This is a genomic window from Pseudomonas sp. H3_A02 (assembly GCF_054671965.1).
Genome location: NZ_CP162807.1, coordinates 1,585,108 through 1,607,127, shown reverse-complemented (window position 1 = coordinate 1,607,127; position 22,020 = coordinate 1,585,108). Strand labels below are relative to the sequence as shown.

At 63.6% G+C, this 22,020-nt stretch carries 27 protein-coding genes; 15 read left to right on the top strand and 12 right to left on the bottom strand.

Annotated features, from left to right (window positions below; all coding sequences use genetic code 11):
* The first annotated feature begins 79 nt into the window (after window positions 1-79).
* The 13 genes from AB4N80_RS06890 to AB4N80_RS06830 all read left to right on the top strand — a co-directional run bounded on the left by AB4N80_RS06890 (window position 80) and on the right by AB4N80_RS06830 (window position 9,071).
* Window positions 80-1,003, top strand: a complete 924-nt coding sequence (locus AB4N80_RS06890) for a sigma 54-interacting transcriptional regulator (RefSeq protein ID WP_122567434.1) — start codon at window positions 80-82, stop codon at window positions 1,001-1,003.
* Window positions 1,004-1,096: 93 nt separating this feature from the next.
* The gene (locus AB4N80_RS06885; RefSeq protein ID WP_109752469.1) at window positions 1,097-1,306 is read left to right on the top strand and encodes a type III secretion system major pilin HrpA; all 210 of its coding nucleotides are present in this window, start codon (window positions 1,097-1,099) and stop codon (window positions 1,304-1,306) included.
* 61 nt (window positions 1,307-1,367) lie between these two features.
* Entirely contained in the window at window positions 1,368-2,297 is a 930-nt protein-coding gene (locus AB4N80_RS06880) for a type III secretion protein (protein WP_460081249.1), read from the top strand.
* A gap of 49 nt (window positions 2,298-2,346) precedes the next feature.
* Window positions 2,347-2,721, top strand: a complete 375-nt coding sequence (gene sctI / locus AB4N80_RS06875; RefSeq protein ID WP_122567435.1) for a type III secretion system inner rod subunit SctI — start codon at window positions 2,347-2,349, stop codon at window positions 2,719-2,721.
* A gap of 14 nt (window positions 2,722-2,735) precedes the next feature.
* A complete protein-coding gene (gene sctJ, locus AB4N80_RS06870; protein WP_122567436.1) occupies window positions 2,736-3,623 on the top strand; it encodes a type III secretion system inner membrane ring lipoprotein SctJ in 888 nt (295 codons plus the stop codon).
* Window positions 3,620-4,210: a hypothetical protein gene (locus tag AB4N80_RS06865; RefSeq protein ID WP_354336081.1), complete on the top strand. Its 591-nt coding sequence runs from the start codon at window positions 3,620-3,622 to the stop codon at window positions 4,208-4,210. The genes sctJ and AB4N80_RS06865 overlap by 4 nt, the downstream gene beginning before the upstream one ends.
* The gene (sctL, locus tag AB4N80_RS06860) at window positions 4,188-4,781 is read left to right on the top strand and encodes a type III secretion system stator protein SctL (RefSeq protein WP_305468772.1); all 594 of its coding nucleotides are present in this window, start codon (window positions 4,188-4,190) and stop codon (window positions 4,779-4,781) included. The genes AB4N80_RS06865 and sctL overlap by 23 nt, the downstream gene beginning before the upstream one ends.
* 382 nt (window positions 4,782-5,163) lie before the next feature.
* Window positions 5,164-5,388 carry a type III secretion protein gene (locus AB4N80_RS06855; RefSeq protein WP_014340714.1) on the top strand — a complete coding sequence of 75 codons (225 nt, stop codon included), beginning with the start codon at window positions 5,164-5,166 and terminating at the stop codon, window positions 5,386-5,388.
* Window positions 5,375-5,812 carry a type III secretion system chaperone gene (locus tag AB4N80_RS06850; protein ID WP_122567439.1) on the top strand — a complete coding sequence of 146 codons (438 nt, stop codon included), beginning with the start codon at window positions 5,375-5,377 and terminating at the stop codon, window positions 5,810-5,812. Before AB4N80_RS06855 ends, AB4N80_RS06850 begins: the two co-directional genes overlap by 14 nt.
* Window positions 5,805-7,952 carry a type III secretion system outer membrane ring subunit SctC gene (gene sctC, locus AB4N80_RS06845; protein ID WP_122567440.1) on the top strand — a complete coding sequence of 716 codons (2,148 nt, stop codon included), beginning with the start codon at window positions 5,805-5,807 and terminating at the stop codon, window positions 7,950-7,952. Before AB4N80_RS06850 ends, sctC begins: the two co-directional genes overlap by 8 nt.
* Window positions 7,949-8,158 carry an HrpT family type III secretion system protein gene (gene hrpT / locus AB4N80_RS06840; protein WP_122567441.1) on the top strand — a complete coding sequence of 70 codons (210 nt, stop codon included), beginning with the start codon at window positions 7,949-7,951 and terminating at the stop codon, window positions 8,156-8,158. Before sctC ends, hrpT begins: the two co-directional genes overlap by 4 nt.
* A 6-nt stretch (window positions 8,159-8,164) precedes the next feature.
* Window positions 8,165-8,542: a transcriptional regulator gene (locus AB4N80_RS06835; RefSeq protein WP_122567442.1), complete on the top strand. Its 378-nt coding sequence runs from the start codon at window positions 8,165-8,167 to the stop codon at window positions 8,540-8,542.
* 79 nt (window positions 8,543-8,621) lie between these two features.
* Window positions 8,622-9,071, top strand: a complete 450-nt coding sequence (locus AB4N80_RS06830; RefSeq protein ID WP_122567443.1) for a type III secretion system chaperone — start codon at window positions 8,622-8,624, stop codon at window positions 9,069-9,071.
* 157 nt (window positions 9,072-9,228) lie between these two features.
* Here AB4N80_RS06830 and AB4N80_RS06825 read toward each other — a convergent pair whose 3' ends face one another.
* From AB4N80_RS06825 to AB4N80_RS06770, 12 genes are all read right to left on the bottom strand, one after another.
* Window positions 9,229-9,747 (bottom strand): type III effector, encoded by a 519-nt coding sequence (locus AB4N80_RS06825; RefSeq protein ID WP_205929636.1) that lies wholly within the window; start codon window positions 9,745-9,747, stop codon window positions 9,229-9,231.
* Window positions 9,748-9,861: 114 nt separating this feature from the next.
* Complete coding sequence (gene sctU, locus AB4N80_RS06820) at window positions 9,862-10,962, bottom strand: type III secretion system export apparatus subunit SctU (RefSeq protein WP_122567444.1); 1,101 nt, start codon at window positions 10,960-10,962, stop codon at window positions 9,862-9,864.
* A gap of 15 nt (window positions 10,963-10,977) precedes the next feature.
* Entirely contained in the window at window positions 10,978-11,775 is a 798-nt protein-coding gene (gene sctT, locus AB4N80_RS06815) for a type III secretion system export apparatus subunit SctT (protein ID WP_109752489.1), read from the bottom strand.
* Window positions 11,775-12,029 (bottom strand): type III secretion system export apparatus subunit SctS, encoded by a 255-nt coding sequence (gene sctS, locus AB4N80_RS06810; protein ID WP_003206603.1) that lies wholly within the window; start codon window positions 12,027-12,029, stop codon window positions 11,775-11,777. The genes sctT and sctS overlap by 1 nt, the downstream gene beginning before the upstream one ends.
* A gap of 9 nt (window positions 12,030-12,038) precedes the next feature.
* Window positions 12,039-12,692, bottom strand: a complete 654-nt coding sequence (gene sctR, locus AB4N80_RS06805; RefSeq protein WP_116833691.1) for a type III secretion system export apparatus subunit SctR — start codon at window positions 12,690-12,692, stop codon at window positions 12,039-12,041.
* Window positions 12,689-13,786 (bottom strand): type III secretion system cytoplasmic ring protein SctQ, encoded by a 1,098-nt coding sequence (gene sctQ / locus AB4N80_RS06800; protein WP_354336078.1) that lies wholly within the window; start codon window positions 13,784-13,786, stop codon window positions 12,689-12,691. Before sctQ ends, sctR begins: the two co-directional genes overlap by 4 nt.
* On the bottom strand, window positions 13,783-14,352 hold the full coding sequence (locus tag AB4N80_RS06795) for a type III secretion protein (RefSeq protein ID WP_240998489.1): 570 nt from the start codon (window positions 14,350-14,352) through the stop codon (window positions 13,783-13,785). Before AB4N80_RS06795 ends, sctQ begins: the two co-directional genes overlap by 4 nt.
* Entirely contained in the window at window positions 14,345-14,764 is a 420-nt protein-coding gene (locus AB4N80_RS06790; RefSeq protein ID WP_122567446.1) for a YscO family type III secretion system apparatus protein, read from the bottom strand. Before AB4N80_RS06790 ends, AB4N80_RS06795 begins: the two co-directional genes overlap by 8 nt.
* Complete coding sequence (locus AB4N80_RS06785; protein ID WP_460081239.1) at window positions 14,751-16,109, bottom strand: FliI/YscN family ATPase; 1,359 nt, start codon at window positions 16,107-16,109, stop codon at window positions 14,751-14,753. The genes AB4N80_RS06790 and AB4N80_RS06785 overlap by 14 nt, the downstream gene beginning before the upstream one ends.
* A complete protein-coding gene (locus tag AB4N80_RS06780; RefSeq protein ID WP_122567448.1) occupies window positions 16,109-17,002 on the bottom strand; it encodes an FHA domain-containing protein in 894 nt (297 codons plus the stop codon). Before AB4N80_RS06780 ends, AB4N80_RS06785 begins: the two co-directional genes overlap by 1 nt.
* Window positions 17,003-17,158: 156 nt before the next feature.
* Entirely contained in the window at window positions 17,159-19,246 is a 2,088-nt protein-coding gene (sctV, locus tag AB4N80_RS06775; protein WP_122567449.1) for a type III secretion system export apparatus subunit SctV, read from the bottom strand.
* Window positions 19,243-20,370, bottom strand: coding sequence for a TyeA family type III secretion system gatekeeper subunit (locus AB4N80_RS06770; RefSeq protein WP_122567450.1), 1,128 nt, complete (start codon window positions 20,368-20,370; stop codon window positions 19,243-19,245). Before AB4N80_RS06770 ends, sctV begins: the two co-directional genes overlap by 4 nt.
* A gap of 310 nt (window positions 20,371-20,680) precedes the next feature.
* Here AB4N80_RS06770 and AB4N80_RS06765 point away from each other — a divergent pair, with 310 nt between their 5' ends.
* Window positions 20,681-21,232: an RNA polymerase sigma factor gene (locus tag AB4N80_RS06765; protein ID WP_122567451.1), complete on the top strand. Its 552-nt coding sequence runs from the start codon at window positions 20,681-20,683 to the stop codon at window positions 21,230-21,232.
* A complete protein-coding gene (locus AB4N80_RS06760; RefSeq protein ID WP_122567452.1) occupies window positions 21,229-21,825 on the top strand; it encodes a GNAT family N-acetyltransferase in 597 nt (198 codons plus the stop codon). The genes AB4N80_RS06765 and AB4N80_RS06760 overlap by 4 nt, the downstream gene beginning before the upstream one ends.
* Window positions 21,826-22,020 lie beyond the last annotated feature (195 nt).

The following is a 22,020-nucleotide window of genomic DNA, read 5'->3' as shown; positions in this document are numbered from 1 at the left end:
ACTAGAGGAAGTTCCATACGCCTTTTGATCTTTCAACTTGTCGACCCTCCTAACCAAACAAGAAATGGAATCGTCAGTGATGCAAAAGCTGCTATGCGCTGCACTTTCCAATCCCCATAAAGAAGATGCCCTCAACCTTGAGGCGTTTGTCCAATGCGTCGCCCCGCTCATGATCGACGTGCTGCTGCGCGGCGAAACCGGCACGGGTAAAGACACGCTGGCAGAAAAGATCCATCGTATGTCGGGTTGCTCCGGCAAGTTCGTTGCCATCAACTGCGCCGCCATTCCTGAAACCCTCGCGGAGAGCCAGCTCTTCGGGGCCAACACCGGCGCGTTTACCGGCGCCAGCCAAAATCGCGCGGGGTTCGTCGAAGCCGCGCATAACGGCACGCTGTACCTGGACGAAATCGACAGCATGCCGTTGGGGCTGCAAGCCAAGCTGCTGCGTGTCCTGGAATCCAGGACGGTCCAAAGGCTGGGCTCGACCCAGAACATCCCGGTGAACATGCGGGTTATCGCCTCCGCCCAGTGCCCGCTGGGAGAAATGGTCGAACGTGGCGAGTTTCGCCGGGACCTGTATTTTCGCCTGAACATCATCAGCCTCAAGCTGCCTCCACTGCGTAGCCGCAAGGAGCGCATCGTGCCGCTGTTCCAGTCGCTGGTGCGCCGGGAGGCACAGGCACTTGACCGGCCTTATGTCGCACCGTCGCCAACGCTGTTGCGCCAACTGCTCGGCTACGCCTGGCCTGGAAACATCCGCGAGCTGCAATCCGCCGCCAAGCGATACGTGCTCGGCTTGCCGGCATTGCCCCGCGCCGAACCACTGGAACACAGCAGTTCAACGCTCAAGTTGAAAGAGCACCTGCAGCAGTTCGAGAAAATCCTCATCGAGGACTGCATGCGCCGCCACCATCACTGCATCGACAAGGTCATCGCCGAACTGGGTATCGCCCGGCGTACGCTGTATTACCGAATGAAGTGCCTGCAAATATCGACGAGTTGAGTGGGATCGGTGGAACCGTTTACGCAACGGTCGCCACTTAACCGTCGAGACGCTCACGATCGTCTCGCCATTCCACAACCCGGAGATACGACTATGAGTTTTGGTGGACTTTCTCTCGCGGCTTCCACGGCTGCCATGCAGCAGATGGACGCGACCTCCGCTGCGATGACAACCATGAAATCCGAATTCGACCAGAAGAAACTGGTCGCCGACACCATGAACGCAATCGCGGCAGGGTCGATGGACACCGCAACCAAGGCCATCACCGCCATGGGGGAGGCATCCAAAGGCATACGATTCTGACCCATCCGCTTCAGTCCCCGCTTCGGCGGGGCAACCTCAAGCGCGATGCGCAGGAGGCCTTATGCACATTGACATGCCAGACAGCCTTCGTGCTCTCAGAGACCTGTCCCATGACGAGCCCACGCAGCGCCCCGCCCAGACTCCTCCGGGCCTGGCGAACGTGGTCGCCGAGCACCTGGCGTTGCATGGGGCCGGCGACCGGTTGCGGGCGTCGCTCGTCCAGTGGGGTGACGAACAGGGTTCGACCGGCGGACAGTCTCGCTTCGGCTGGCGCAACCCCCAGGACAGATTGACCGCAGAAACCGAAGACCCTTTGCGCCTGGTGCTGGAAGACATCCTGGAAGAGATCAACAGCGGCACCGGTTCCAATCTCGATGTCGACATCGATGACGCCTATTCCAATGAAGACCTGTTCAACGATCTGGCCCAGATGCTCGCCCATCGCCGGCAACCCATCGGTGACAACGATCTCGACAGCCAAAGCGATTTCGGCAGTGCCAACAACCCCTTCTGTGGCGCGTTGTTCGGTGCCTGGGAAATGGAGGGCGATCACGCCACGCGGCGCGGTCGTCATGACACGAGCCTGTCGCTGCTGCTCAAGATCATCGCAGTCCTGGGCCGAAGGAAACTGCTGACGGTGCTGGACATCGACGAAAGTGACGGCCAGGCGCGGTATGAACCGGATGACCAGGACCTGTTGTTCGAGATCGCGGCATTCATGGACCAGCACCCGGCGCGCTATCCCCCACCGGCAGCCCTCGACGCGGAACGGTGGACATGGACCGAACGCATTGCCCGCGGCACAGCGCTGGATGCGCGCGAAACTCGCTTGTTCCAGCTTGCCCTGGAAGAACTGGACTCCGCGCTGGCCCGCTTGGCCGGCCAGCAGCCCCCGCTACGCCAACGCGCCCGGCGCAGCCGGGAAGAAATCGAGTTTCACCTGAGCGTCACCGGTAGCGCTCGCAACGTCTTGAGGCGGATGTGCGCCTGAAGGCACCCGCTCTTTGAATTCCAGCTATTTGAACAACAGGAGACATTCCGTGGACATACATGCCATCGACCCCAGCAACCTCGCCTCCACTTCCGCCAAAACGAGCGCCAGGCCACAGGCCAGCGCCGAGACCAGCGATGTCAGTTGGTTCAACGCACAAATGCGCGAGAAAGCTCCCGCCCCGGACAGCGAAAACAACGTCGCGGCACGCATCATTGACTCGTTGTCGAGCCGCTCCAGCGAATTGCAGCGCCTGGATGAACGCGCCAACCGCGACATGATCAAGGCCGTCCGCAGCGCCGACCCGCAGGATATGTTGCAGTCGAATCGGTCGTTGTCGTCCTTCCACCTGGAAAGCCTGATGACCGCGAAAATAGTCAGCAAAGGCTCCCAGGCAATCGAGAAGCTCACCAATCTCCAGTAAAGGGAAGGCCGGTCATGTCCATGCGCGCGTTCTCCACACTGTTGCTGTGCCTGCTGCTCACCGGTTGCGACGAACGGACGGCATTGCACAGCCATCTTTCCGAGCAGGATGCCAACGAAGTGATCGCCGAGTTGGCGAACAAGAACGTGGAGGCGAGCAAGCAAGTCGACAAAGACGGGTTGACCGTACTGGTCGAGCCAGCCGACATGAACAGTGCCGTCCAGGTACTCGAAGCCGCCGGCTTGCCGCGTCGGTCCCGCTCCAGCCTGGGGGAGATCTTCCGCAAGGAAGGGGTGATTTCCACGCCGATGGAAGAGCGTGCCCGCTACATCTATGCCTTGTCCCAGGAGCTCGAATCGACGCTTTCACAAATCGATGGCGTGGTGCTCGCCCGGGTCCATGTGGTCCTGCCGGAACGGGTGGCCCCGGGTGAGCCGGTCCAGCCTGCATCGGCCTCGGTCTTCATCAAGCACACCAGTGCCCTGGACCCCGACAGCATTACTCCCCGCGTACGCAACCTGGTCGCCAGCGGGATTCCCGGCATGGCCGACGCCACTCAGAACCCGACCAAGTTATCGGTGGTATTCGTTCCCGCCGCCCCCTATCAGGAACAGCGCAAGATGGCGTACTTCGGCCCCTTCCTCATGCAGGCCGATGACATTGGTTATTGGCGGGCGGTGACCGTGGCGGCAAGCATCACCTTGCTCGGCATCCTGATGGGTGCCTTGTATGGCCTCTATCGGCTATGGCGCAAAGGCGTGTTGGTGCTGCCACGGTTTCTCGGCCACACGCTCGCCAAGCCAGCCGGGACGCCCGCCTCACCTCAAAGCAGCGCGACACCCGGGTTGTTTGCCGTGAAAACCCCGGGGGCCAAGCCCGACAGTAACGGGACTGCCGCATGACGGCGGAAGTTGAATGGGTGCGCTGGTGGAGCCACGCCTGGCGCGAGGCAGACCGGGCCTGGTACTCGTCGGCGCTTTGCCGGCTGACCGCGCCGCAAATCGACGCCCTCGCCCGGGGGCACCACGTCGCGCTTGCGCGCACCTTCGGCATGACCCCGTGCACGCCACCACAACCCAGTCCGGCGCTGCAAGCGCTGTTCTGCGGTACGCCCCGGACCTTGCCCCTTGCCTGCGAATTGGTGGCGAGCACTTGCGCACCGTTAACAGCGACACACGCCCTTTCGGCGCAGGACCGGGCCTGGTGCGAGCGCACCGCCAAAGCCCTGCGGCCGGGGCACTGGCTCGAACAAGGCCAGGATCCGCTCGCACTGCTGCGTGCCTGGCTGGGTGAACGGGCCTGGGAACGTGCACGCCTGGCGTTCCCACGCGACAGAATCAGTGCCCTCGAATCGGTGCCCGCCCCTCAACCGCCAGCCGCCAAGCTGAACACGCTTTGGCAGTCCGCCTGCTGGAAGGCTGAGCAAAGCCTGGCAGCCCCGGCCCCTATCCAAACGGAGAGACACGATGCTCGCTCGGCGTTCGCTTGAACTGCGCCCCGATGGCCAGGGCCTGTCGCAGCCCTATATATCGCGCGAAACCCTGGTGGACTGTGCCCGCGCACAGGTCATCCTCGAACAGGCCCAGGCGCAGGCTGCGCAATGGCTTGAGCGCGCCAGCGCAGAGGCGGACGCGACCGTGCTTGAGGCCCAAGCCCGCTTCTGGGAAAAGGCCGAAACCTTGCTCGCCGCCTGGGAAGCCCAGCGCCAAGCCATGTGGGAGCGGATCGAGACGAGTGCTGCTCACCTGGTCAACGAGGCCCTGGGGACTCTGTTAGACGAAGTCCCGGAACAGGCGCGCATCGATGCGCTCGTTCGCCAGTTGGCGTCGCGCCAGGACGAGCCGGTCAGCGTCACCCTTCGCTGCCATCCCGAAGACCTGGCGAGCCTGACGCAGAGCCTGGGCACCGATGGCAGGCGCCCCTGGACGCCGGTGGCGGATGCCGACATGGAACGACAGCAACTGAAGCTGGAAACGCCAGGCGGCACATTCCTGCTCGACTGGCCCACCGCTGTCAAAGCCCTGCGCCTGCCTGATCCACCACACCTCCCTGCAAACTGACCTACCGCTATCGCGAGCAAGCTCGCTCCCACAGGGATTTCTGGTGGCTGCGCTGCCTATGAACACCCCGGAAAAACTGTGGGAGCGAGCTTGCTCGCGAGACGGCGGCACATCCAACATCACCGCAAGCTGACCCACCGCTATCGCGAGCAGGCTCGCTCCCACAGGATCTGTGGTGGCTGCGCTGCCTGTGAACACCCCGGAAAAACTGTGGGAGCGAGCTTGCTCGCGATGACGGCGGCACAGCCCCCCCCGACGCTAACTGAGCCACCTTCATCACAAGCAAGCCCCACCTCCCCAGTTTTTTCCTCATTTACGCGGAACCGCCCATGGCATGACCACCACTCACATCGTGAACATGCCTAACCCAGAGGAACCGCCCATGTCTTCCACCGATGCCGTCCAGCGCCGCCTCGACACCTACTTCCAACGCGCGACCGACAACGTCAACAACGCTGCGATGAACGCGGCAGAAAGTCAGTCGCTCGACGACATGCATTCATTCCTGACGAGCATGAACGGCATGTCCGTGGCAGTGAACGCGGCGACTCAACAGACCACGGCCCATCACAACCTCGCCAAGGCGATCATCGATGCAATGCCATGAGCTGCGAACACAGCTCACCCGCTGGAGCGCCAGCGTCGATGGCCCGGAACGCTTCAGCCTTGTCATCGACGATGGCGAGGCGACCTTCAGCAAGCTCGACGAGGCCGTGCTGGTATCGGTCGAGCTGACTGTCCCGATGACCCATGAGGTGCTTCTGGAAGACCTGCTTCGGCTGGCGCACCCAAGCCTATCGCGATTCCCCGGCGCGCTGGCCCGTTCGCCGCAGGACGGTCGTTTATGGCTGCTGACGCAATTGGCGCCGGACGGGCATATCGACGACCTGATCGAGGCGCTCGAAGCCCTGCTCAACCAGCGTGACACCTGGCAATCCATTCTCAATAAAGACCAACGTGCCGTCGCAGCGCCTGTGGCGCGACGCCTCTCGCACTCTCACTTGCTCGGAACAGGAATCCGCCATGCCTAACAGGTGGCTTATACCGTACCGCTCGATGACCGCAGGCAAGGTACACCTTCGCCAGTCGATCCCACGCCGCTGGGCGACACCTGCGCTGGTCGCACTGGCATTGGCCGCGCTTGGCGCGGGCATGCCGGCACAGGCGGCCATACCGACCGACTGGAAGAACACGCCTTACGCCTACGACGCCCAGGGCACACCGTTGGCCAAGGTACTCGGCGACTTCGCCAATACCTTCGCGGTGCAACTGGTGATCGATGGCACGGTGAAAGGCACCGTCGACGGGCGGATGCGCGCTGAAAGTCCCCAGGCGTTCCTCGACAGGCTCGGCCTGGAAAATCGCTTCCAGTGGTTCATGTACGGCAACACGTTGTACGTCAGCCCCTTGCAGAACCAGGACTCCACGCGCCTGGAAGTGTCCGCCGATGCCGTGCCGGACATGAAGCAAGCCTTGACCGACATCGGCCTGCTGGATCCACGCTTCGGCTGGGGTGAATTGCCCGACGAAGGCGTGGTCCTGGTCTCCGGCCCGGAACGCTATGTGCGTCTGGTGACGCAGTTTGCCGAAGCACGCAAGACCCCCGAGGAAAAGCAGGAAGTGATCAGCTTCCCATTGCGCTATGCCACCGCCGCCGACCGCAACGTCAAGTACCGCGGCGAAACACTGGTCATTCCCGGGGTCGCCAGCATCCTGAAAGGTTTGCTGGAAAGCCGCAGCGCCGTGTCCGGCGGCATGCAAACGGCCTCGCCCCAGGCATCGTTCCAGAACATGCAGGCCCAGCAATCGGCGACCATGGGCAACATCGAACAGTTGGCATTGAACGGCATGGGCCGCCCGAACACCAACCGCGTACCGTCCGGCGCGAGCGGCGGTGGAGGCGGCCGGGGCAAGATCCGCGTCGAAGCCGACGTGCGCAACAACGCGGTGCTCATCTACGACGCGCCCAAGCGACGGGAAATCTACACGCCGCTGATTCGCGATGTGGACGTCCCGCGCAAGCTGGTGGAGATCGATGCGATCATCCTCGACATCGACCGCACGCAACTGGCCGAGTTGGCCTCGAACTGGAACGTCGAGAGCGGCGATCTGATCGGTGGGGCCTCGATGATTCGCCCCGGTGCCAGCTCGACGGTGTTCATTCAGGACTACGGTGATTTTTCCGCGCAACTGCGTGCCCTGGAAGGCCGCGGCCTGGCCTCGGTGGTGGCGAATCCATCGGTTCTGACGCTGGAGAACCAGCCGGCGGTCATCGACTTCAGCCGCACCGAGTACATCTCCGCCATCGGCGAGCGCGTAGCCACCGTCGAGCCGATCACGGCGGGCACCAGCCTGCAGGTCGTGCCCCATGCCATCGAGACCGGGGGCCGCAACCAGATCCAGATGTCCCTGGACATCGAAGACGGCCGCATCGAGCCCTCGGAGGTCGGCCAGCAGACGCCCAGCGTGCGCCGGGGCGTGGTCAGCACCCAGGCTGTCATGGGGGAAAGCCGGTCGCTGGTGGTCGGCGGTTTTCATACCGAAGAGACCGGTGACAACCTCGAACGGGTGCCGTGGCTGGGCCGCATCCCGCTGATCGGGCCGCTGCTGTTTTCCTCGACCACGCGCGAGACCAGCCGTCGCGAACGGGTCTTCATCCTGACGCCCCGCCTGATCGGCGACCAGGTCGACCCGGCCCGCTATATCTCCGCCCTTGACCGCGAGCAGGTCGACAGCGCCATGGCTCGCCTGGAAGAGCGTCGCAACGGCACCCGTCCCGTCGGCCGTATCGAAGTCAGCGATGTGCTCGCCCAGCTCGCCGACGGCAACATTCCGGCCACGTTCAAGCAGGCTGCGTCGATTCCTTATTCGCCCGACACATTGTGCGCACTGCAACCCGGGCTATCCCTGGATGCCGCACGGGCGCAATGGTTCGCAGGCCCCGATTACGGCATCGCCGTGGGCGTGGTGCGCAACGACGGCCAGCGGCGGCTGCGCTTCGACGAGGCGAGCTGCGGCAGCCGCTGGACCCTGGCCACCTCCGCCTGGCCGAAGGTGTGGCTTGAGCCTGGAGAGGAAACGGAAGTGTTCGTGGTCATGAAACAACCCACGCGCACGCCCGGCGGCGAGCGCCCTTCTCTCCTGCAAACCAGCGCGAGGACCTTGCCATGAGTCGCACGTCACTGCTGCTCGTTTTATTGCTGAGCCTGCCGGTGTTCGCCGGCTGCGCGAACCGCTCGGGCTGCCAGGGCGAGGCCTGCAGCCGGGCCGAACCGGACAACGGTCGACTGGTGATCTGGTGGTCGCCCGGTATGCGTGGCGGCCTTGGCTCCCCCGAACACCCACTGGACCATACGGTCGTCCCATTGGAGAACTGAAACGCTATGTCTTTTTCGGTACACAGCGTGAGCACTCGCCAGGCCTTCCAGAAGAACATCATCGCCGGCATCGCGACGTATTGGGAAATAGCCCCGGGCATTGAATTCTGTCTGCGACGCGAGCCTCACAGCGTCGGGCTCGCCTTACAGATAGAAAGCCAGGCGCTACGCGCAAACCAGATCCAGCATGCGCTGGAACGGCGCTTCGCCCACCCGACCGACTACGCGCAGCTGTTCGTATTTCTCGATCCGCAGCGAGCGCTCGTGGTCTGGCAGGCACTGCCCGACGCGCCGCTGTCCACTGAGCTGCTCGATGAAATCCAGTCCCGTCAGCTATCGCTGCTGGGCCTGGAAGACCTCGACGATTATTCGGCCACTTATTGAGGGCGATGCTGTTCACTCAGGAACAACGCTGAACCCGTGGCCAGAGATTCATCCAGAAACTTTATGAGGGAGGTTTTCCATGACTGTCGCACCGCTTGCCCAGCGCTTGATCTCGGCCCTCGCGCAACACCTACATGCGGACTTGCAGCTGGAAGGTGGCGTATGTGCGCTGTATGACACGAGCAACCGCGAGGCGGTGGTCATCGAGCTGCCCGATCACGGCGACGTCGCCATCCTTCATTGCTCGATCGATGTACCTGCCCACGCCCCCGGCCTGCACAAGCGCTTGCTGGAGCTCAACTTTCGCTTGGATCTGCTCGGTGGCAGCTGGCTGGCCCTGGACGATAAGAGCAGCGTTCGCCTGTGCGCCCATTGCCCGCTGGCGATGCTCGACGAAGCGCGGTTCTGCCATTGGATCGTGGGCTTCATCGCCCAGGTCGGCGAGGTTCGTGCACGCTTGGCGGTGCCTGCGACGCCGGGCGGACCTCGTCCGACCTCGCTCAACACAAGCCGTACCCGACTGGGCTAGATGGCCATAGAACAAAAGTCGATGAACCCATGGCTAGAGGTTGCTCCCGCTGGGCTGCGTAGCAGACCATTTTTTGTGAGTGCTTCGCACTCAAGCGGGAGCAAGCTCCCTCGCCACAGGTTCATCATTTTCCCCAGATGGTCAGCATTGGAGATGTTTATCGAAGCTTCATCGCCTCTCCACCCTCCTGCATGACTTTCCTTGCGCTGTCCATGAAGCCCTTGGTCACCTCGGTCACCGTATCGCTCATCAACTTGGCCATGTCGGCAGAGCTTTTAATCAGCATCAGGGCGCTCTGGCGCTCTTCCATCTGCATCTGTAGACCGAACTGCTTTTCCATCGCCTCCTTTTGACGGGTTTCCATCTCGCTCATGAAAGAGTCCTGAGTGCGCGATGCCGGAGTGGCGTTGGACGTTTGCGCGTCATCCAGCGGTTGAGCTTCATTCGGCGCCGCCGCATGGTTGGCGTCCCGCGTTCGGGTACGGCCACGCTCACGCTGATGCACCGGAGGTGGCGTCGAGGAGGAACGTCCCCGTGTGTGCAGGCTTTGGCTGCCCTGGCGCTGCTGCGCCTCGCGGGGCCGTTGGTTCAGTGAGGGTGAGCGCGATAAGCTGTCGATGCCGTGCAGGGCACCTGTGCCCCTTATGGGGGTCGTCAGGGAACGTTGATCAGGCATGGGAAATCCTCCACGAGTCGGTGTGTGGTGAGCACTGTCGGCAGGCCGGTATCGGCCAGACGAGCCTGGCTCACTACCTGAGTGGCGAGCGCGCGTGCATCGGTTCCATCGACCTCAACGCAGGTTCAATTCCGGAATCTCGATCACCTCGCCCTTGGCCTCGTCATCCAGCTCGCGCAGCACCCGATAAATGTGCGCAACAGCCTGGAGCGTTTCCCGGGGGATATACCCACCGACGTCTTCGCGGTAGATCGTTCGTGCCAGCCAGATGCACTGAATGACCGGGACCCGCGCCGCCTTGGCCCGTTCGATCAGCGCCCGGGCCTCGGCATCGACGCCTTTGACGATCAGTTGCGGCAGCGGCGTTTCCTCGGGGCGATACAGCAGCGCGACGGCAAAGTGGGTGGGGTTGACCACCAGCATGTCGGCGTCCTCCACCGGCTTGGTCTCTTTGCTGACGGGCTGGTCGACCAATTGCCGGGCCAGGCTGCGGCGATGCATTTTTACGTGCGGGTCGCCTTCCATTTCCTTGAACTCCTTGCGCACCTCCTCCTCGCTCATGCGCAGGCGCTTGGCGAAGAAATATTTCTGCAGGCCGAAGTCGAGAATCGCCAGCACCAGCAATACGCCCAGGCAAACGTGCATGATGTGTCGAAACAGGCTGGCCAACCCGCGCCAGTAACTGTGCAGGTCGCCGTTGACCAGACTGATCAACGAGCCGAGTGCCGGCAGGGTCACCAGATAAATCACGCTGCCGATAAACACGGCCTTGACCAGCCCCATGAACAGGTTGATCAGCGCCTGGCCGGAGAACATCTGCTTGGCCTGGTTCATCGGGTTCAAGCGGTTCGGGTCAGGCTGCAGGGCTTCGGGAGCGAACAGGAAGCCGAACTGTATCCAACCGGCCACCAGGCGCGTGACGATCGCCAGCCCCACGGTCATCAAGGTGAAATTGAGCAGCACGCCACCGGCATGGGCCAAGGTCTCCTCGAAGGCCCGTACAAAGTCGACATCCAGCCGGTGCAGCGGGAACGCCACCAGGTCTTCCAACGCCTGCATGCTGTCGTCGGCCTGGGTCAATGCCACTTCAGTGATCGCAGCGAGCACCAGCAGGCTGCTCAAGTCCTGGCTCTGGCCGACCTGGCCTTTGTTGCGCGCGTCGCGAATCTTCTTGGGCGTCGCCCGCTTGGTCTTTTCACCACTGTCTTCGCTCATGGGCGAAGCCCTCCTTCAGGGCGCCTGCAACAACAGGTGAAGCAGATGCCGGATTTCGCCATAGCGGCCAAGACGGCCCGTCATCGCATCCCACAGGGTGGGCAAGTAGAACAGCAGGAAGCCCAGGCCGATCAGGCTCTTGGCCGGCATGGCGAGCACGAACACCTGCAATTGCGGGCTATACAGGCTGAGCAGCGCCAGGCTGAACTCCACCAGCAACAGCAAGCCGATAAAGGGTGCCGCGTAGAGCATCATGTGCATGAACATTTCGGCGAGCAGCCCGAGAAACACGCCGAAGCCGTCCGCGCCAGGCAATGGAAACCAAACGGTGGGCGACCACACCAGGTAGCTGTCCCAGATCACCTGGGTCAACGTACCAATGCCCAGGGTGGCGACCAGCAGCAGGATCGTCATCTCCTTGAACAGGTGTCCCAAGGGCGTGGTGTCGGTGCCGAGCGCCGGGTTCAACTGACCACCGATGAGCGCGCCGCGCTGGTTGTCCAGCAAGGCGCCCACCGATTCGTACAACCAGAACGGCATCGCCAGCAGCACCCCGAGCAAGAAACCCAGCACCAGTTCCTTGAACATCAACCCGGCCAGGGACAACCAATTGACCTGGGCGTCGATCAGCGCCTGGCGAATGCCGGGCGCCGGCAACATGCCCAGGGCAAACACCACGGCATGACGCGGCAAGCCTCGCAGGTGCTGGAAGCAAAACACCGGGACCAGGTAAGCGACCGGGTAGATGCGCGCCATGCCGAGCGCGATCGACAGCAGCAAGTCGAAGTACGGGACGAAAGCCTGGGCCGTCATCAGGTGTTGGCCATCATTTCGAATGCCCGGCGCAGCAGTCCCAGCAATTCCACGCCGATCCAGCGGCCGGTGACCAGCAAGGTCAGCCCGACCGCCACCAGCTTGATGCCGAAGGGCAAGGTCTGGTCCTGGATCTGCATCAAGGCCTGCACCAGGGACGTCAGCACACCGACGATCACCGCCACGATCAAGGGCGGCGCGGAGAGCAGGACCACCAGCAACATGCCTTCCTTAAACAACGTCAGCGCGTCCATCGCACGTCCTCAAAGATAGGAATAGAAGAGGCTGTCGAGCAATTGCGTCCAGCCCTGCACGAGGACAAAAATCAGCAGCTTGAGCGGCAATGAAATGGTCATGGGCGCGACCATCTGCATGCCGAGTGCCAGCAGCAGGTTGGACACGATCAGGTCGATGACAATGAACGGGATGTAGATCAGGAAGCCCATCTGGAAGCCGGCCTCGAGCTCCGACAGCATGAAGGCCGGGATGAGCAGCATCAGGTCGTCGCGACTGGCCTGCTCGGCGCGTTCCTTGGGCCACATCCGCTGGGTGTTTTCCAGTAGGTGGGCGAGGATGTCCGGGTTGGTATTGCGCGACATGAACGCCTGCAACGGTTTTATCGCGTTCAGAGCAGAACCTTGCAGCGCCTCGGTACTGCTGAAATCCAACGGCCGCTCCTTCAGCTCTTCGGCGATGTTGTGACCGACCGGCGCCATGATGAACAGCGTCGCGGCCAGCGCAATGGCATACAGCGCCATATTGGGTGGCACCTGCTGTACGCCGATGGCGTTACGGGTGATCGTCAGCACGATGGCTATCTTGAGAAAGGCGCTGCAGATGATCAGCAGCAGGGGGACCAACGAGATCCCACCGATGAACAGCGCCAGCAGAAAGGGGTCGACCCCCTGGAAGCTCATCCAGCCACATCCACGCGAGCGATTTGCAGGCCCAGCCGGCCATCGACCTCGACCAGCTCGCCATGGGCCAGGGCTCGTTCGCCATAGAACAGCGCCGCTGTTCCCGGTGTCGCACCCTGCACTTGCAACACCGCGCCAGGCGCCAGGTTGCGCAGCTCGCCCAATGTCAGGTTCAAATGACCGCAGCGGATCGTGAGCGCCAGCGGCAGGTCGTCGAAGCGCTCGGGCAGATCGGCAGCAACCGGCTCCGTCATCGGCGCCTCCTCGGTTTCAGCGACGCCATAGGCTGGCTGATCGGCCGCCTCGGGGGCTTGGGCCTCAGGTTCGTAGCGGGCGGTATCGTCCCAGTCCGGTGTCAGGATGTCGGTGTCGGCAGTGGTGCTCATAACGGTCTCCTCCAGAGCGAGCAAGGTCAGGCGCAACGGCGCGGCACGGCTGTGTACCCGCACCTGCAAACAATGCCGGCCTAGGCGAATCAGCCCTTGGCCGGATGAGTCGAACAAGGCGGTTTCCGGCACCAGCACATCACCGGGACGCAGCGCCGCCAACTGCCCGGCAGGCAGTGCCAGGCGTCCCAGTTCCAACGGAACATGCAGCGCAAAACCCGCGAACCCGGGCGCGCTTCGCCGCTGCCAAGGGGCGGCGCGAAGCAGCCCCAGCAGGGTCGTCCCGGGCATTTGCAGATGGCTCGTGACGCGGGCCGCGCCCACCCTCACGTCGAGCCGGCAGACAATGCCCGGCACGGCAGGCTCGGCCGTTGGCTTGAGAAAGCCGAATGCCAGGCGCAGGGGCTCGCTCAGGGTTTGCTGGAACAGCGACCAGAACCACGCGTCATCCGGTCCGGGGTCGGCGGGCAAGACCACCGGACATTCACCGAACAGGCTGAGTACGGCGCCGGGCTCATCCAGCGTGAAGACACCATGGGCACACGCCAACACACACGGCGCCCCCCCAGCCGCGCCACCCGGGGTCAGTTCCAGCAGGCCCGTCTCACCCGCCACCTCGAAGGGCAAGCTGACACCGATCCCCAATAACCGCCGGGCAGTGGCGTCCTCGACACCAACCGGCGGCAGCGTCAATGCATGGACGGTCATGTCGCGCTTGCCTCTTCTTCCTGCGCTACGCGCACGCTCACTGGTTGGCCCAGGCTCTGGGTCAGCGCTTCTTCGAGACGGCCGGATCGACTCGACAACCGCGCCTGTGCGTCTGCACTTTCGCCGGTCAGGCCGATGTCCCACCCGGACGCCCCGCCCAGCCGGCGGGCGGACACCTTGATGCGGCCCAGATTGGGAAGGTGCAGCAGCAGGTCCAGTTGCTGGTCGAGCGTGGCGCGCAAGCGTGGCGTGAGCTGGTCGACAAACGCCTCCACTTCGCTGCTCGAAAGATTCACCAGGCCCGCCAGCGAACCGGTGCCTGCGGTGTCATCCTGCGTGCCGCCCCGTGGCGCATCGGCCCACTGGCGAAACCAGTAGCCGTCACTGCGCCCTGCCATCACGTCGGGGTCGCGCCCGGTTGCAGGAGCAGAGTCGCGCGCCGCCGGACGGATGGCCCGGCTCACCTGGGCGGGCGGTTGCTCATACGCCCGAGGCGGATGCCGGACGGGCGCTGCCGAGGGGTTGCTGTGCGGTGTCGGCCCACCGCGCACGGTACGTTCATTCATCGCTTGGGGTCTCCACCCAGTGCTCCATCATTGCGCTGAGCTTTTCCAGATCACGTCGGCGCCCTTGTAGCCGCTGCTGGGCGGCGGCCGTGTCCTTTGCCTGCTGCGCCTGCTCATCGTCCAGTGCCTGCAACGCCCGCGCTTGCTCGGCCAGCTCGCCGATCAAACGACGCTCCTGGGTACTCCAGGCATTGAGTTCGCACACGCTCAGCGCCCGGCCACGGTGCTCGCCGTACAACGCTTCGCGCTGCAGCGCCTGCTCCTCGCTGGTCGCCTGCATGCGCGCCCGCGCGGCGACAACCGCGGCTTCGCGCTCGCGCAGAAGCTCGCGCTGCTGGCGCCACGCCCGCTCGGCCTGCGCTTCACGGTGGCGGCGAATCGGCGCCAGGGTGTCCAGATCAACCCGGGACATAAGCGGTCAACTGCTGCAGGTGGGCGAACGTCGACGCAAACGGCTCCGGCTCACGCAGGTCCTGGCGCAGGAAGGCGTCCAGGGCGCCACGGGACTCCACCGCCAGGTCGGTCAAGGGGTCGGCGCCGGCCTGGTATTCGCCCAAGCGCAACATCAGTTCGATTTGTTCATAGGCCGACAGCAATCGACGCACATTGATGCCCGCCCGCAGGTGCTCTGCCTCGGCCACGTTGGCCAAGGTTCGCGAGAGGCTGGCCAGCACGTCGATTGCCGGGTAGTGGCCGCGCTCGGCGAGCTTGCGCGACAGCACGATGTGACCGTCGAGCAGCGACCGCACTTCATCCGCCACCGGATCGTTCATGGAATCCTGCTCGATGAGCACCGTATAAAACGCGGTGATGGCGCCCTCGTTGGTCAACCCGGCGCGCTCGACCAGGCGCGGCAGCAAGCTGTAGACCGACGGTGGCAGGCCGCCGCGCCCCAACGGCTCGCCGGCGGCCAGACCGATTTCACGTTGGGCCCGGGCGAAGCGGGTCAGCGAATCGATGAGCAGCAGGACCCGCTGGCCCCGGGCACGAAAGCCCTCGGCCAAGGCCGTCGCGGTAAACGCCGCACGGGCCCGTTCCATGCTGGAGCGGTCGGAGGTGGCGCACACCAGGACCGCACGGGCACGCAGTTCATCATCCAGCTCATGGTCGAGGAATTCGCGCAGTTCGCGCCCACGCTCGCCGATCAGGCCGAAGACGATGACATCGCAGTCAACGTTCCGGGCAATTTCCGCCAGCAGCGTGGTCTTGCCGCAACCGGCGCCGGCGAACAGCCCCACACGCTGGCCTTCGCCGAGTGTCAGCGGGCCGTCGATGGCCCGTACGCCGGTCATCAAGGGCCGTTGGATACGCGGGCGCGCGGTAGGTGCCGGGGCCTCGCCAATCACCTGCGACGCGTGCAGCACGTGCGAATCGGCGAACGCTCCCGCGCCGCCATCCACTAGTGGCCGGCCGAATCCATCCAGCACCTGGCCCAGCAACTCCGGCCCCACGCACACCCGATGGGGCATGCCCAGCGGCTCCACCGCCGCACCGACCCGGACACCCTCCAGGCCGCCCAAGGCGCTGAGCAAGGCATCGTGCTGGTCGAAGCCGACAATTTCGGCAAGCAGCGGCTCGCGGGCGTCGCGCTCGACCCGGCAGAGGTCGCCGATCTGCGCCCCCGGCAGCCGGCACTGCAACAGGATGCCGCTGACCCGCTGCACCCGTCCGCGCACCATGACCGGCGCGAAGCGACGCAGGTGCGCCAGTTGCCCGGCCTCCCAGGCCTCCAGTCGCGCGATGGCCGCCTGCGTCATCACCACGTGACCTCGTAGCGTTGGTCACCCTCGAAGGTGACTTTGCCGCTGTCGATGGCGGTCAAGCGCAGGCCATCGATCTGGTCGCCCAGGAACAGCCGACGTCCATCGGCCGTAACCACGTGGCCACGCTTGCCGCCCACGATCTGGGCGATCTGGAACGGCAACTGCGTCAGTCGCTCCTTCACGTTGGCCGTAATCCCGATTGGTGTCTCGTAGCGATCGTGGAAACGCTCGATCAACCGCTCGACCATCGCCAGGCGTGGGCGCGGCAGCTCGCCCACCAGGACCAACTGGTCGCCCTGGTTCTCGACCCGCACGCCGGCGCCCAGATCACGTTCCTGCAACATGCGATCGAGTTCCAGGCGGACCGCCTCGACATTGTCCAATGCCACTTTGTTGTGCTTGAGCTGCTGGGCCGGGCTGCGCGTCGCGGTCTGCGCCGGCTGGCTGGTAAAGGCCCAAGCGCTGGACGCAACGGTGATCACCGCCGCAGCGATTGCCAGGCGCTTGGGCCACGATGGCCGCACGACGGGTTTCGGGGTTTCCCGCGCCGTCGCCAGATGCGCAGCGTCATCCAGCGCCGCCTCTTCGGGCCAGGGCTGATCGGCCGGGGCCAGACACAGCCAGACGCCTGCCACGGCAAACGGGGCATTGCTCTGCAAGGGCTCGGCCGGCGTCCAAGGTTGGCCCTGTCCATCGCAAACCGCACCCTCCAGCAGCTCCAGCAGCCATTGGCCCTGCACCTGCCGCAGGCCTACGTGACGCCCGCAGATGCCCGGATCGTAAAGCGCCAGGTCGGCATCCTCCGCCGCCCCGACCACCCATTGCTCGCCCACCAGCGGCAACGCCGCACCTCGGTGCAGACCACTCAAGACACGCAGTTCGAACATGGCCAATTCCTCAAGGGGCGACAGACGTTCGCCCACGCTCCGGTTGTACGACGGGGCACCGGCGGTACCCGTCCTCTGTCATAGCCAGGCCATCGACCGCACCTGGATTTGCATCGTTACCTAGTGGCTGCGCTGCCGGTGCGCCAAGGCCGACCGTCACGCGGCATCCTCCACCTGTAGTTTTTCCTGCTCGAGGTCAAAACGTCCCAGCACGATGACCTGGGCGTTGCTGTGCAACTCGCTGAAGGCGAGCACGGGCACGTGATTGAATTCGTCGCGCAACAAATCGCGCAGCGGTGCCCGCAGGTCTTGCGCCACCAGCAGCACGGCCACGCGCCTGGCGCGCAACGGGAAACCTTCGCGCAACTGCATCACCAAGGCGCGGGTATGCAGGCTTTCCAGGGCAAAAAAAGTTTCCGTCTGGGTCTGGCGCAGCGCGTCGCGCAACAGGCCTTCGGTTTCCGGCGTCAACAGCCACACGTGCAGGCCGTCTTCATCGCGGTACTGGTGATAGATCTGCGACTTCAGGGCAATGCGTGCGTAGTCGGTCAGCGCACCGATGTCACGCTCGTGCTGCCCATGTTCGATCAGGGACTCGGCGATCAGACGCACCGCGCGCAGCGGGACACCTTCGCCGGCCAGGCGCTGGAGCACGGCGGCGAAACGGGCCAATGGCATGGTTCTCTGCAGCTCCTGCACCAGCTCTGGCTGGCCCGCTTCGAGCCAACTGAGAATCGACTTGCTCTCCTGAAGGCCCAAGAACTGCGGGCCCGTGGCGAACATGGCGCGGCTCATGCGTTCCACCAGCAATTCGCCGGCCGACACCGCCTCCACGCGCTCGTCCGCCAACAGCGGATCGTCAGGCGTCAGCCATAGCCACTGGTGCTCGTCACGCACCTCGCTGCCGACCTGCCCGTCGCGGGCTTCGAACGGCAGCGGCCCGCGCGCCACGGCCACACGCTCACCGAAAGTTGCCCGCAACATCGGCACCTCGTGCACGCAGAAGCGGAACTCGTCGTCCTCCAACAGCGCGCTGTATTCGATCTCAAAGGGTGGCAAGGTCAGGCCAAAACCGGCCACCAGGGCATTACGTTTCTTGCGGATCGCCTGGATGACGTCCTCGGCCGCCGCGTTGCCTTCCATGGCTTTGGAAAACTGCAAAAGATAGGCACGGGTCGGGTCGAAGCTGCGCAGGTCTTCCGCGCCGTTCTGTGCCGGGGCGACGACATCCGCTGGCTGGTCGCCCTGACGGGCCTGCCGGGCGCGCGTGTACAGCTGGAGGATGCCCGCGGTGCCGGTGATCAAGGCGATGACAATGAACACCAACGTCGGCATACCGGGCAAGGCCGCAAAGCCGAGCATTCCCACCGACGCGATCACCCAGGCCTTGGGCTCGGCGGTCAACTGCTGGGCGATTTCCTTGCCGACGCTACTACCTGCCGGCTGCCCTTCCGGCGAAACCCGGGTGATGATCATGCCGGCGGTGAGGGAAATCAGCAGTGCCGGAATCTGCGCGATCAGGCCGTCACCGATGGTCAACACGGCATACAAATGCATCGATTCGGACGCGCTCATGTCGTGCTGCATCATGCCGATCGAAAAGCCGCCGATGAGGTTGATCACGACGATCACCAAGCCCGCGATGGCATCGCCCTTGACGAACTTCATCGCCCCGTCCATCGCACCGAACAGCTGGCTTTCCTTGTTCAATTCCTCGCGTCGCCGCCGGGCTTCGCTGACGTCGATCAGGTTCGCGCGCAGGTCGCTGTCGATGGACATTTGTTTGCCCGGCAGCGCATCCAGGGTAAAACGCGCCGCCACTTCGGCGACCCGCTCCGAGCCCTTGGTGATCACCAGGAAGTTGACCACCGTCAGAATGAGGAAAATGACCAACCCGACCGCCAGGTTGCCCCCCACCACGAAATTCCCGAACGCCTGGACGATATGACCGGCGTCGCCCTGGAGCAGGATCAACCGGGTGGTGGCCACCGACAACGCCAGCCGGAACAGCGTGGTCAACAGCAGCACCGCCGGAAACGAGGAAAACGCCAGCGGGCGTGGCAGGTACAGCGAGAGCACGATCAGCAGGCAGGAAATACAGATGTTGATCGCGATCAGCGCATCGACCACCGAGGTCGGCAAAGGCAGGATCAGCATGAACACAATGCCCAGCACCACGAACGCCCCGACCACCTCGATGCGCCGCACCGCTTCATTGGCGACTTTGTTCAACAGGGCGATCATGAGCGCGCTCCAATCACCGGAACAGCGGTCTGGCTTCGGGGTTCGCCACGGGAACGCTCATCGAGCAGCACCAACAGATTCTTCAACGCGGTCTGTCGACTTTTGCCATCACGCCAGAGGGGTAGCGGCAAACGCTTGAGCAAGGGATACAGGCCGTTCAGGGAGACCAGTTGGTCCCGCTCCTGGTCGCCCCCCAGTTCACGGCCGATGCGCCGTACTTCCGCCGCCGACAGGCCACTGCTGACAAACCCCAGCATGCGCTGGAGCAGCAACACGGCGGTGAGCTGGCTGGCCGGGCAACTGTAGGCCAACTGCTCCAGCAAACGGCGGCAGCTATGCAGGACACTGCCCAGTTGCGTCGAGGCCGCCAGGCCGATCAACAACGTGCGCAACAGGGCGGTAGGGCGTGAAGGCGTGTGTGCGGCGATGTCGTCAGCCAGTGCCCGGCGCATCATGTCCAGCCCCGGCACGAACGCCGCCTCGCCGAACAGGCCAAGCAATGCCTGCATCATGGTGGGCAATGACTGCTTGAGCACCACGGTGTCGTAGTAGAGCCGCCGTACCGCCTGGCGCAGTTCGGGATCGCCGCCCGCAGCGCGCAATGCCTCGGCGATGTTCATGCCCGCCTGGATCTGCGCGCCATAACGCTCGCGCAATAACTGCAGGTAGTCGCGAGCACGCTGGGCTTCGACAAGACGCCCTTGCACCTCGGCATCGCGCAATGTTTGTTGCAGGATCAGGTCGGTACGGGCCGGGTCTCCACCGGTGGACTGCACCACCTCCTCAAGCACCGGCTCGCCACGCAACAACAGACCCGCCTGGGCGGCCATCGCGCCCAGGCTCTGCTTGCCTGGATGGCCGAGTTGGTCGTACCACTCCTCCAACTGCTCGCGCGTCTCGACCCGCACCTGGCCCACCTCGCTGCGGGCATTGCGGATGCGCCGCTGGCTCAGTGCCTTGGTATTGCGCTCCACGTGATGGCTGAAGGTCATGCCGACCTCCTCCATCGAATTGGACTGCACGGCCTGGAACGATTCGACAGGCTTGCCCATGCCCACGACGGCCGAAGCGGCCTGGGCAAGGTTGACGGCAATACGCGCATTGGTCGGGGCTTCTACTTTCATGATGGCCGTGAGCGTGGTTTCGGACGCTCAGTGGGTGGCGGCGATCCGGCATTCGGTTCCATCGGCGGCCGTGGCCTTTTCTGACCGGTTCGAGAGGGCTTCCCGACCAAGCGTTCGCTCGGTGCAATTTCATGCAGTGGGGCTCGGGACGGCTGTGCATGCCCTTGCACAAATAGAGCAAAAGCACTAGATAAAAAGACTTATTTATCAAATAGATAACTAACAAATTTGGCTTGGCACAGGTCCTGCTGACAGGGGAAACGTCGACATTTGCATCGACGCTACGGAACCTACTCAGAGGGATTTATTGATGACCAGCCTGAATCTCATGGCCCCCCCGCAAACCTCCCCGGCACCCACGGGTGCGCCAGGCATCTGCTTCGGCGAGGAACGCAAACTGCGTCTGTTTGTGCAAAAACGCGTACTCAACCAAGACGACGCCGACGACATCATCCAGCTCACGTACCTGGAAGCCTGGCGTAACCAGCAGAAGTTCAAAGGGCTGGCAAAGCAGGACACTTGGTTGTGCGGTATCGCCCTGAACCTGATCCGCAACCATTTCCGCCGCTTCTACGCACAGCCGCCGCTGAGCACTTTCGATGAAAGCGAGTTCAACGAGTCCAGTGACGACATTGACTTGAGTGAACTGTGCGATAACCGTCGATTGCTGGACCGCACGCTGATCGCCATGGACGCACTGCCCAAGGACATGCGCGATACCCTGTGGACCGCCGTGGACACTGAAAGCAGTTATCGCGATGCTGCCGAACGGCTGGGCGTACCCATTGGCACCGTGCGCTCAAGGTTGTTTCGCGCGCGTGAACAACTCAAGCGAAGCGTCTACGGAGAAGCCCGACCATGACCCAGAATCGTTTGAACAGCCGGCCCGACCTGCCACGCGGCGTGCGTCGCTACACCCCCGACGACTTGCCGGTGATGACAGATATCTTCAACGAAAGCGCTCTGGGGGGGACCAGCTCCCCCGTACTCAGAGCGTTTTCCCTGAAGGAAATGACGTTCTTCGTCGACTGTTTCGTCAAGGAGGGCGATCCGATCTACGTGCTTGAACGCGCTGGCGAAGTCGTCGCCTGGTTGATCGTCAACCGCTTCTGCTGGGGCGCCCAGGCCTGTCGATTGACCGGCGAAGTGTCGATCTACGTGCGCAACGACCACATCGGCAGCGGCGTCGGCATTCGCCTTGGCCAAGCCGCGGTGGTGTTGGCCAAACGGTATGGTTTCGAGACGCTGGTGGCCTGGATCATCGAGCATAACGAGGCCAGCAAACGCGGCGTACAAGGACTTGGCGCAACGCAATGGGGACGCTTTCCAGGGATTGCCCGGTTCGCGGACACGCGTGCGGATGTCGTGCTCTATGGACTGCACCTGACGCCAAGCGACACGGCACCCACCCCCCTTTCAGCGCCGGCGCAAACCGAGGAGGCCAGCCTGGCGTGAGTCCACGGCTCGTCCGGCTTGACGTCGGACGAGCCGTTTTTTTTATCAGGCAGAGGCCTGTGCCATTTTCTGCACAGTCACAAACAACGCTACTCACCCAGGGTTTATTCGATCCATTGTGGCGAGGGGATTTATCCCCGCTGGGTTGCGCAGCAGCCCCGAAAAGGTTGACTGCGACCAGCCAGGCACGCCACG

Excerpts from the sequence above, each read along its gene's own strand:
- AB4N80_RS06890 (WP_122567434.1), top strand. The coding sequence starts at position 80 with ATGCAAAAGCTGCTATGCGCTGCACTTTCCAATCCCCATAAAGAAGAT.
- AB4N80_RS06885 (WP_109752469.1), top strand. The coding sequence starts at position 1,097 with ATGAGTTTTGGTGGACTTTCTCTCGCGGCTTCCACGGCTGCCATGCAG.
- AB4N80_RS06880 (WP_460081249.1), top strand. The coding sequence starts at position 1,368 with ATGCACATTGACATGCCAGACAGCCTTCGTGCTCTCAGAGACCTGTCC.
- sctJ (WP_122567436.1), top strand. The coding sequence starts at position 2,736 with ATGTCCATGCGCGCGTTCTCCACACTGTTGCTGTGCCTGCTGCTCACC.
- AB4N80_RS06865 (WP_354336081.1), top strand. The coding sequence starts at position 3,620 with ATGACGGCGGAAGTTGAATGGGTGCGCTGGTGGAGCCACGCCTGGCGC.
- sctL (WP_305468772.1), top strand. The coding sequence starts at position 4,188 with ATGCTCGCTCGGCGTTCGCTTGAACTGCGCCCCGATGGCCAGGGCCTG.
- AB4N80_RS06855 (WP_014340714.1), top strand. The coding sequence starts at position 5,164 with ATGTCTTCCACCGATGCCGTCCAGCGCCGCCTCGACACCTACTTCCAA.
- AB4N80_RS06850 (WP_122567439.1), top strand. The coding sequence starts at position 5,375 with ATGCAATGCCATGAGCTGCGAACACAGCTCACCCGCTGGAGCGCCAGC.
- sctC (WP_122567440.1), top strand. The coding sequence starts at position 5,805 with ATGCCTAACAGGTGGCTTATACCGTACCGCTCGATGACCGCAGGCAAG.
- hrpT (WP_122567441.1), top strand. The coding sequence starts at position 7,949 with ATGAGTCGCACGTCACTGCTGCTCGTTTTATTGCTGAGCCTGCCGGTG.
- AB4N80_RS06835 (WP_122567442.1), top strand. The coding sequence starts at position 8,165 with ATGTCTTTTTCGGTACACAGCGTGAGCACTCGCCAGGCCTTCCAGAAG.
- AB4N80_RS06830 (WP_122567443.1), top strand. The coding sequence starts at position 8,622 with ATGACTGTCGCACCGCTTGCCCAGCGCTTGATCTCGGCCCTCGCGCAA.
- AB4N80_RS06825 (WP_205929636.1), bottom strand. The coding sequence starts at position 9,747 with ATGCCTGATCAACGTTCCCTGACGACCCCCATAAGGGGCACAGGTGCC.
- sctU (WP_122567444.1), bottom strand. The coding sequence starts at position 10,962 with ATGAGCGAAGACAGTGGTGAAAAGACCAAGCGGGCGACGCCCAAGAAG.
- sctT (WP_109752489.1), bottom strand. The coding sequence starts at position 11,775 with ATGACGGCCCAGGCTTTCGTCCCGTACTTCGACTTGCTGCTGTCGATC.
- sctS (WP_003206603.1), bottom strand. The coding sequence starts at position 12,029 with ATGGACGCGCTGACGTTGTTTAAGGAAGGCATGTTGCTGGTGGTCCTG.
- sctR (WP_116833691.1), bottom strand. The coding sequence starts at position 12,692 with ATGAGCTTCCAGGGGGTCGACCCCTTTCTGCTGGCGCTGTTCATCGGT.
- sctQ (WP_354336078.1), bottom strand. The coding sequence starts at position 13,786 with ATGACCGTCCATGCATTGACGCTGCCGCCGGTTGGTGTCGAGGACGCC.
- AB4N80_RS06795 (WP_240998489.1), bottom strand. The coding sequence starts at position 14,352 with ATGAATGAACGTACCGTGCGCGGTGGGCCGACACCGCACAGCAACCCC.
- AB4N80_RS06790 (WP_122567446.1), bottom strand. The coding sequence starts at position 14,764 with ATGTCCCGGGTTGATCTGGACACCCTGGCGCCGATTCGCCGCCACCGT.
- AB4N80_RS06785 (WP_460081239.1), bottom strand. The coding sequence starts at position 16,109 with ATGACGCAGGCGGCCATCGCGCGACTGGAGGCCTGGGAGGCCGGGCAA.
- AB4N80_RS06780 (WP_122567448.1), bottom strand. The coding sequence starts at position 17,002 with ATGTTCGAACTGCGTGTCTTGAGTGGTCTGCACCGAGGTGCGGCGTTG.
- sctV (WP_122567449.1), bottom strand. The coding sequence starts at position 19,246 with ATGATCGCCCTGTTGAACAAAGTCGCCAATGAAGCGGTGCGGCGCATC.
- AB4N80_RS06770 (WP_122567450.1), bottom strand. The coding sequence starts at position 20,370 with ATGAAAGTAGAAGCCCCGACCAATGCGCGTATTGCCGTCAACCTTGCC.
- AB4N80_RS06765 (WP_122567451.1), top strand. The coding sequence starts at position 20,681 with ATGACCAGCCTGAATCTCATGGCCCCCCCGCAAACCTCCCCGGCACCC.
- AB4N80_RS06760 (WP_122567452.1), top strand. The coding sequence starts at position 21,229 with ATGACCCAGAATCGTTTGAACAGCCGGCCCGACCTGCCACGCGGCGTG.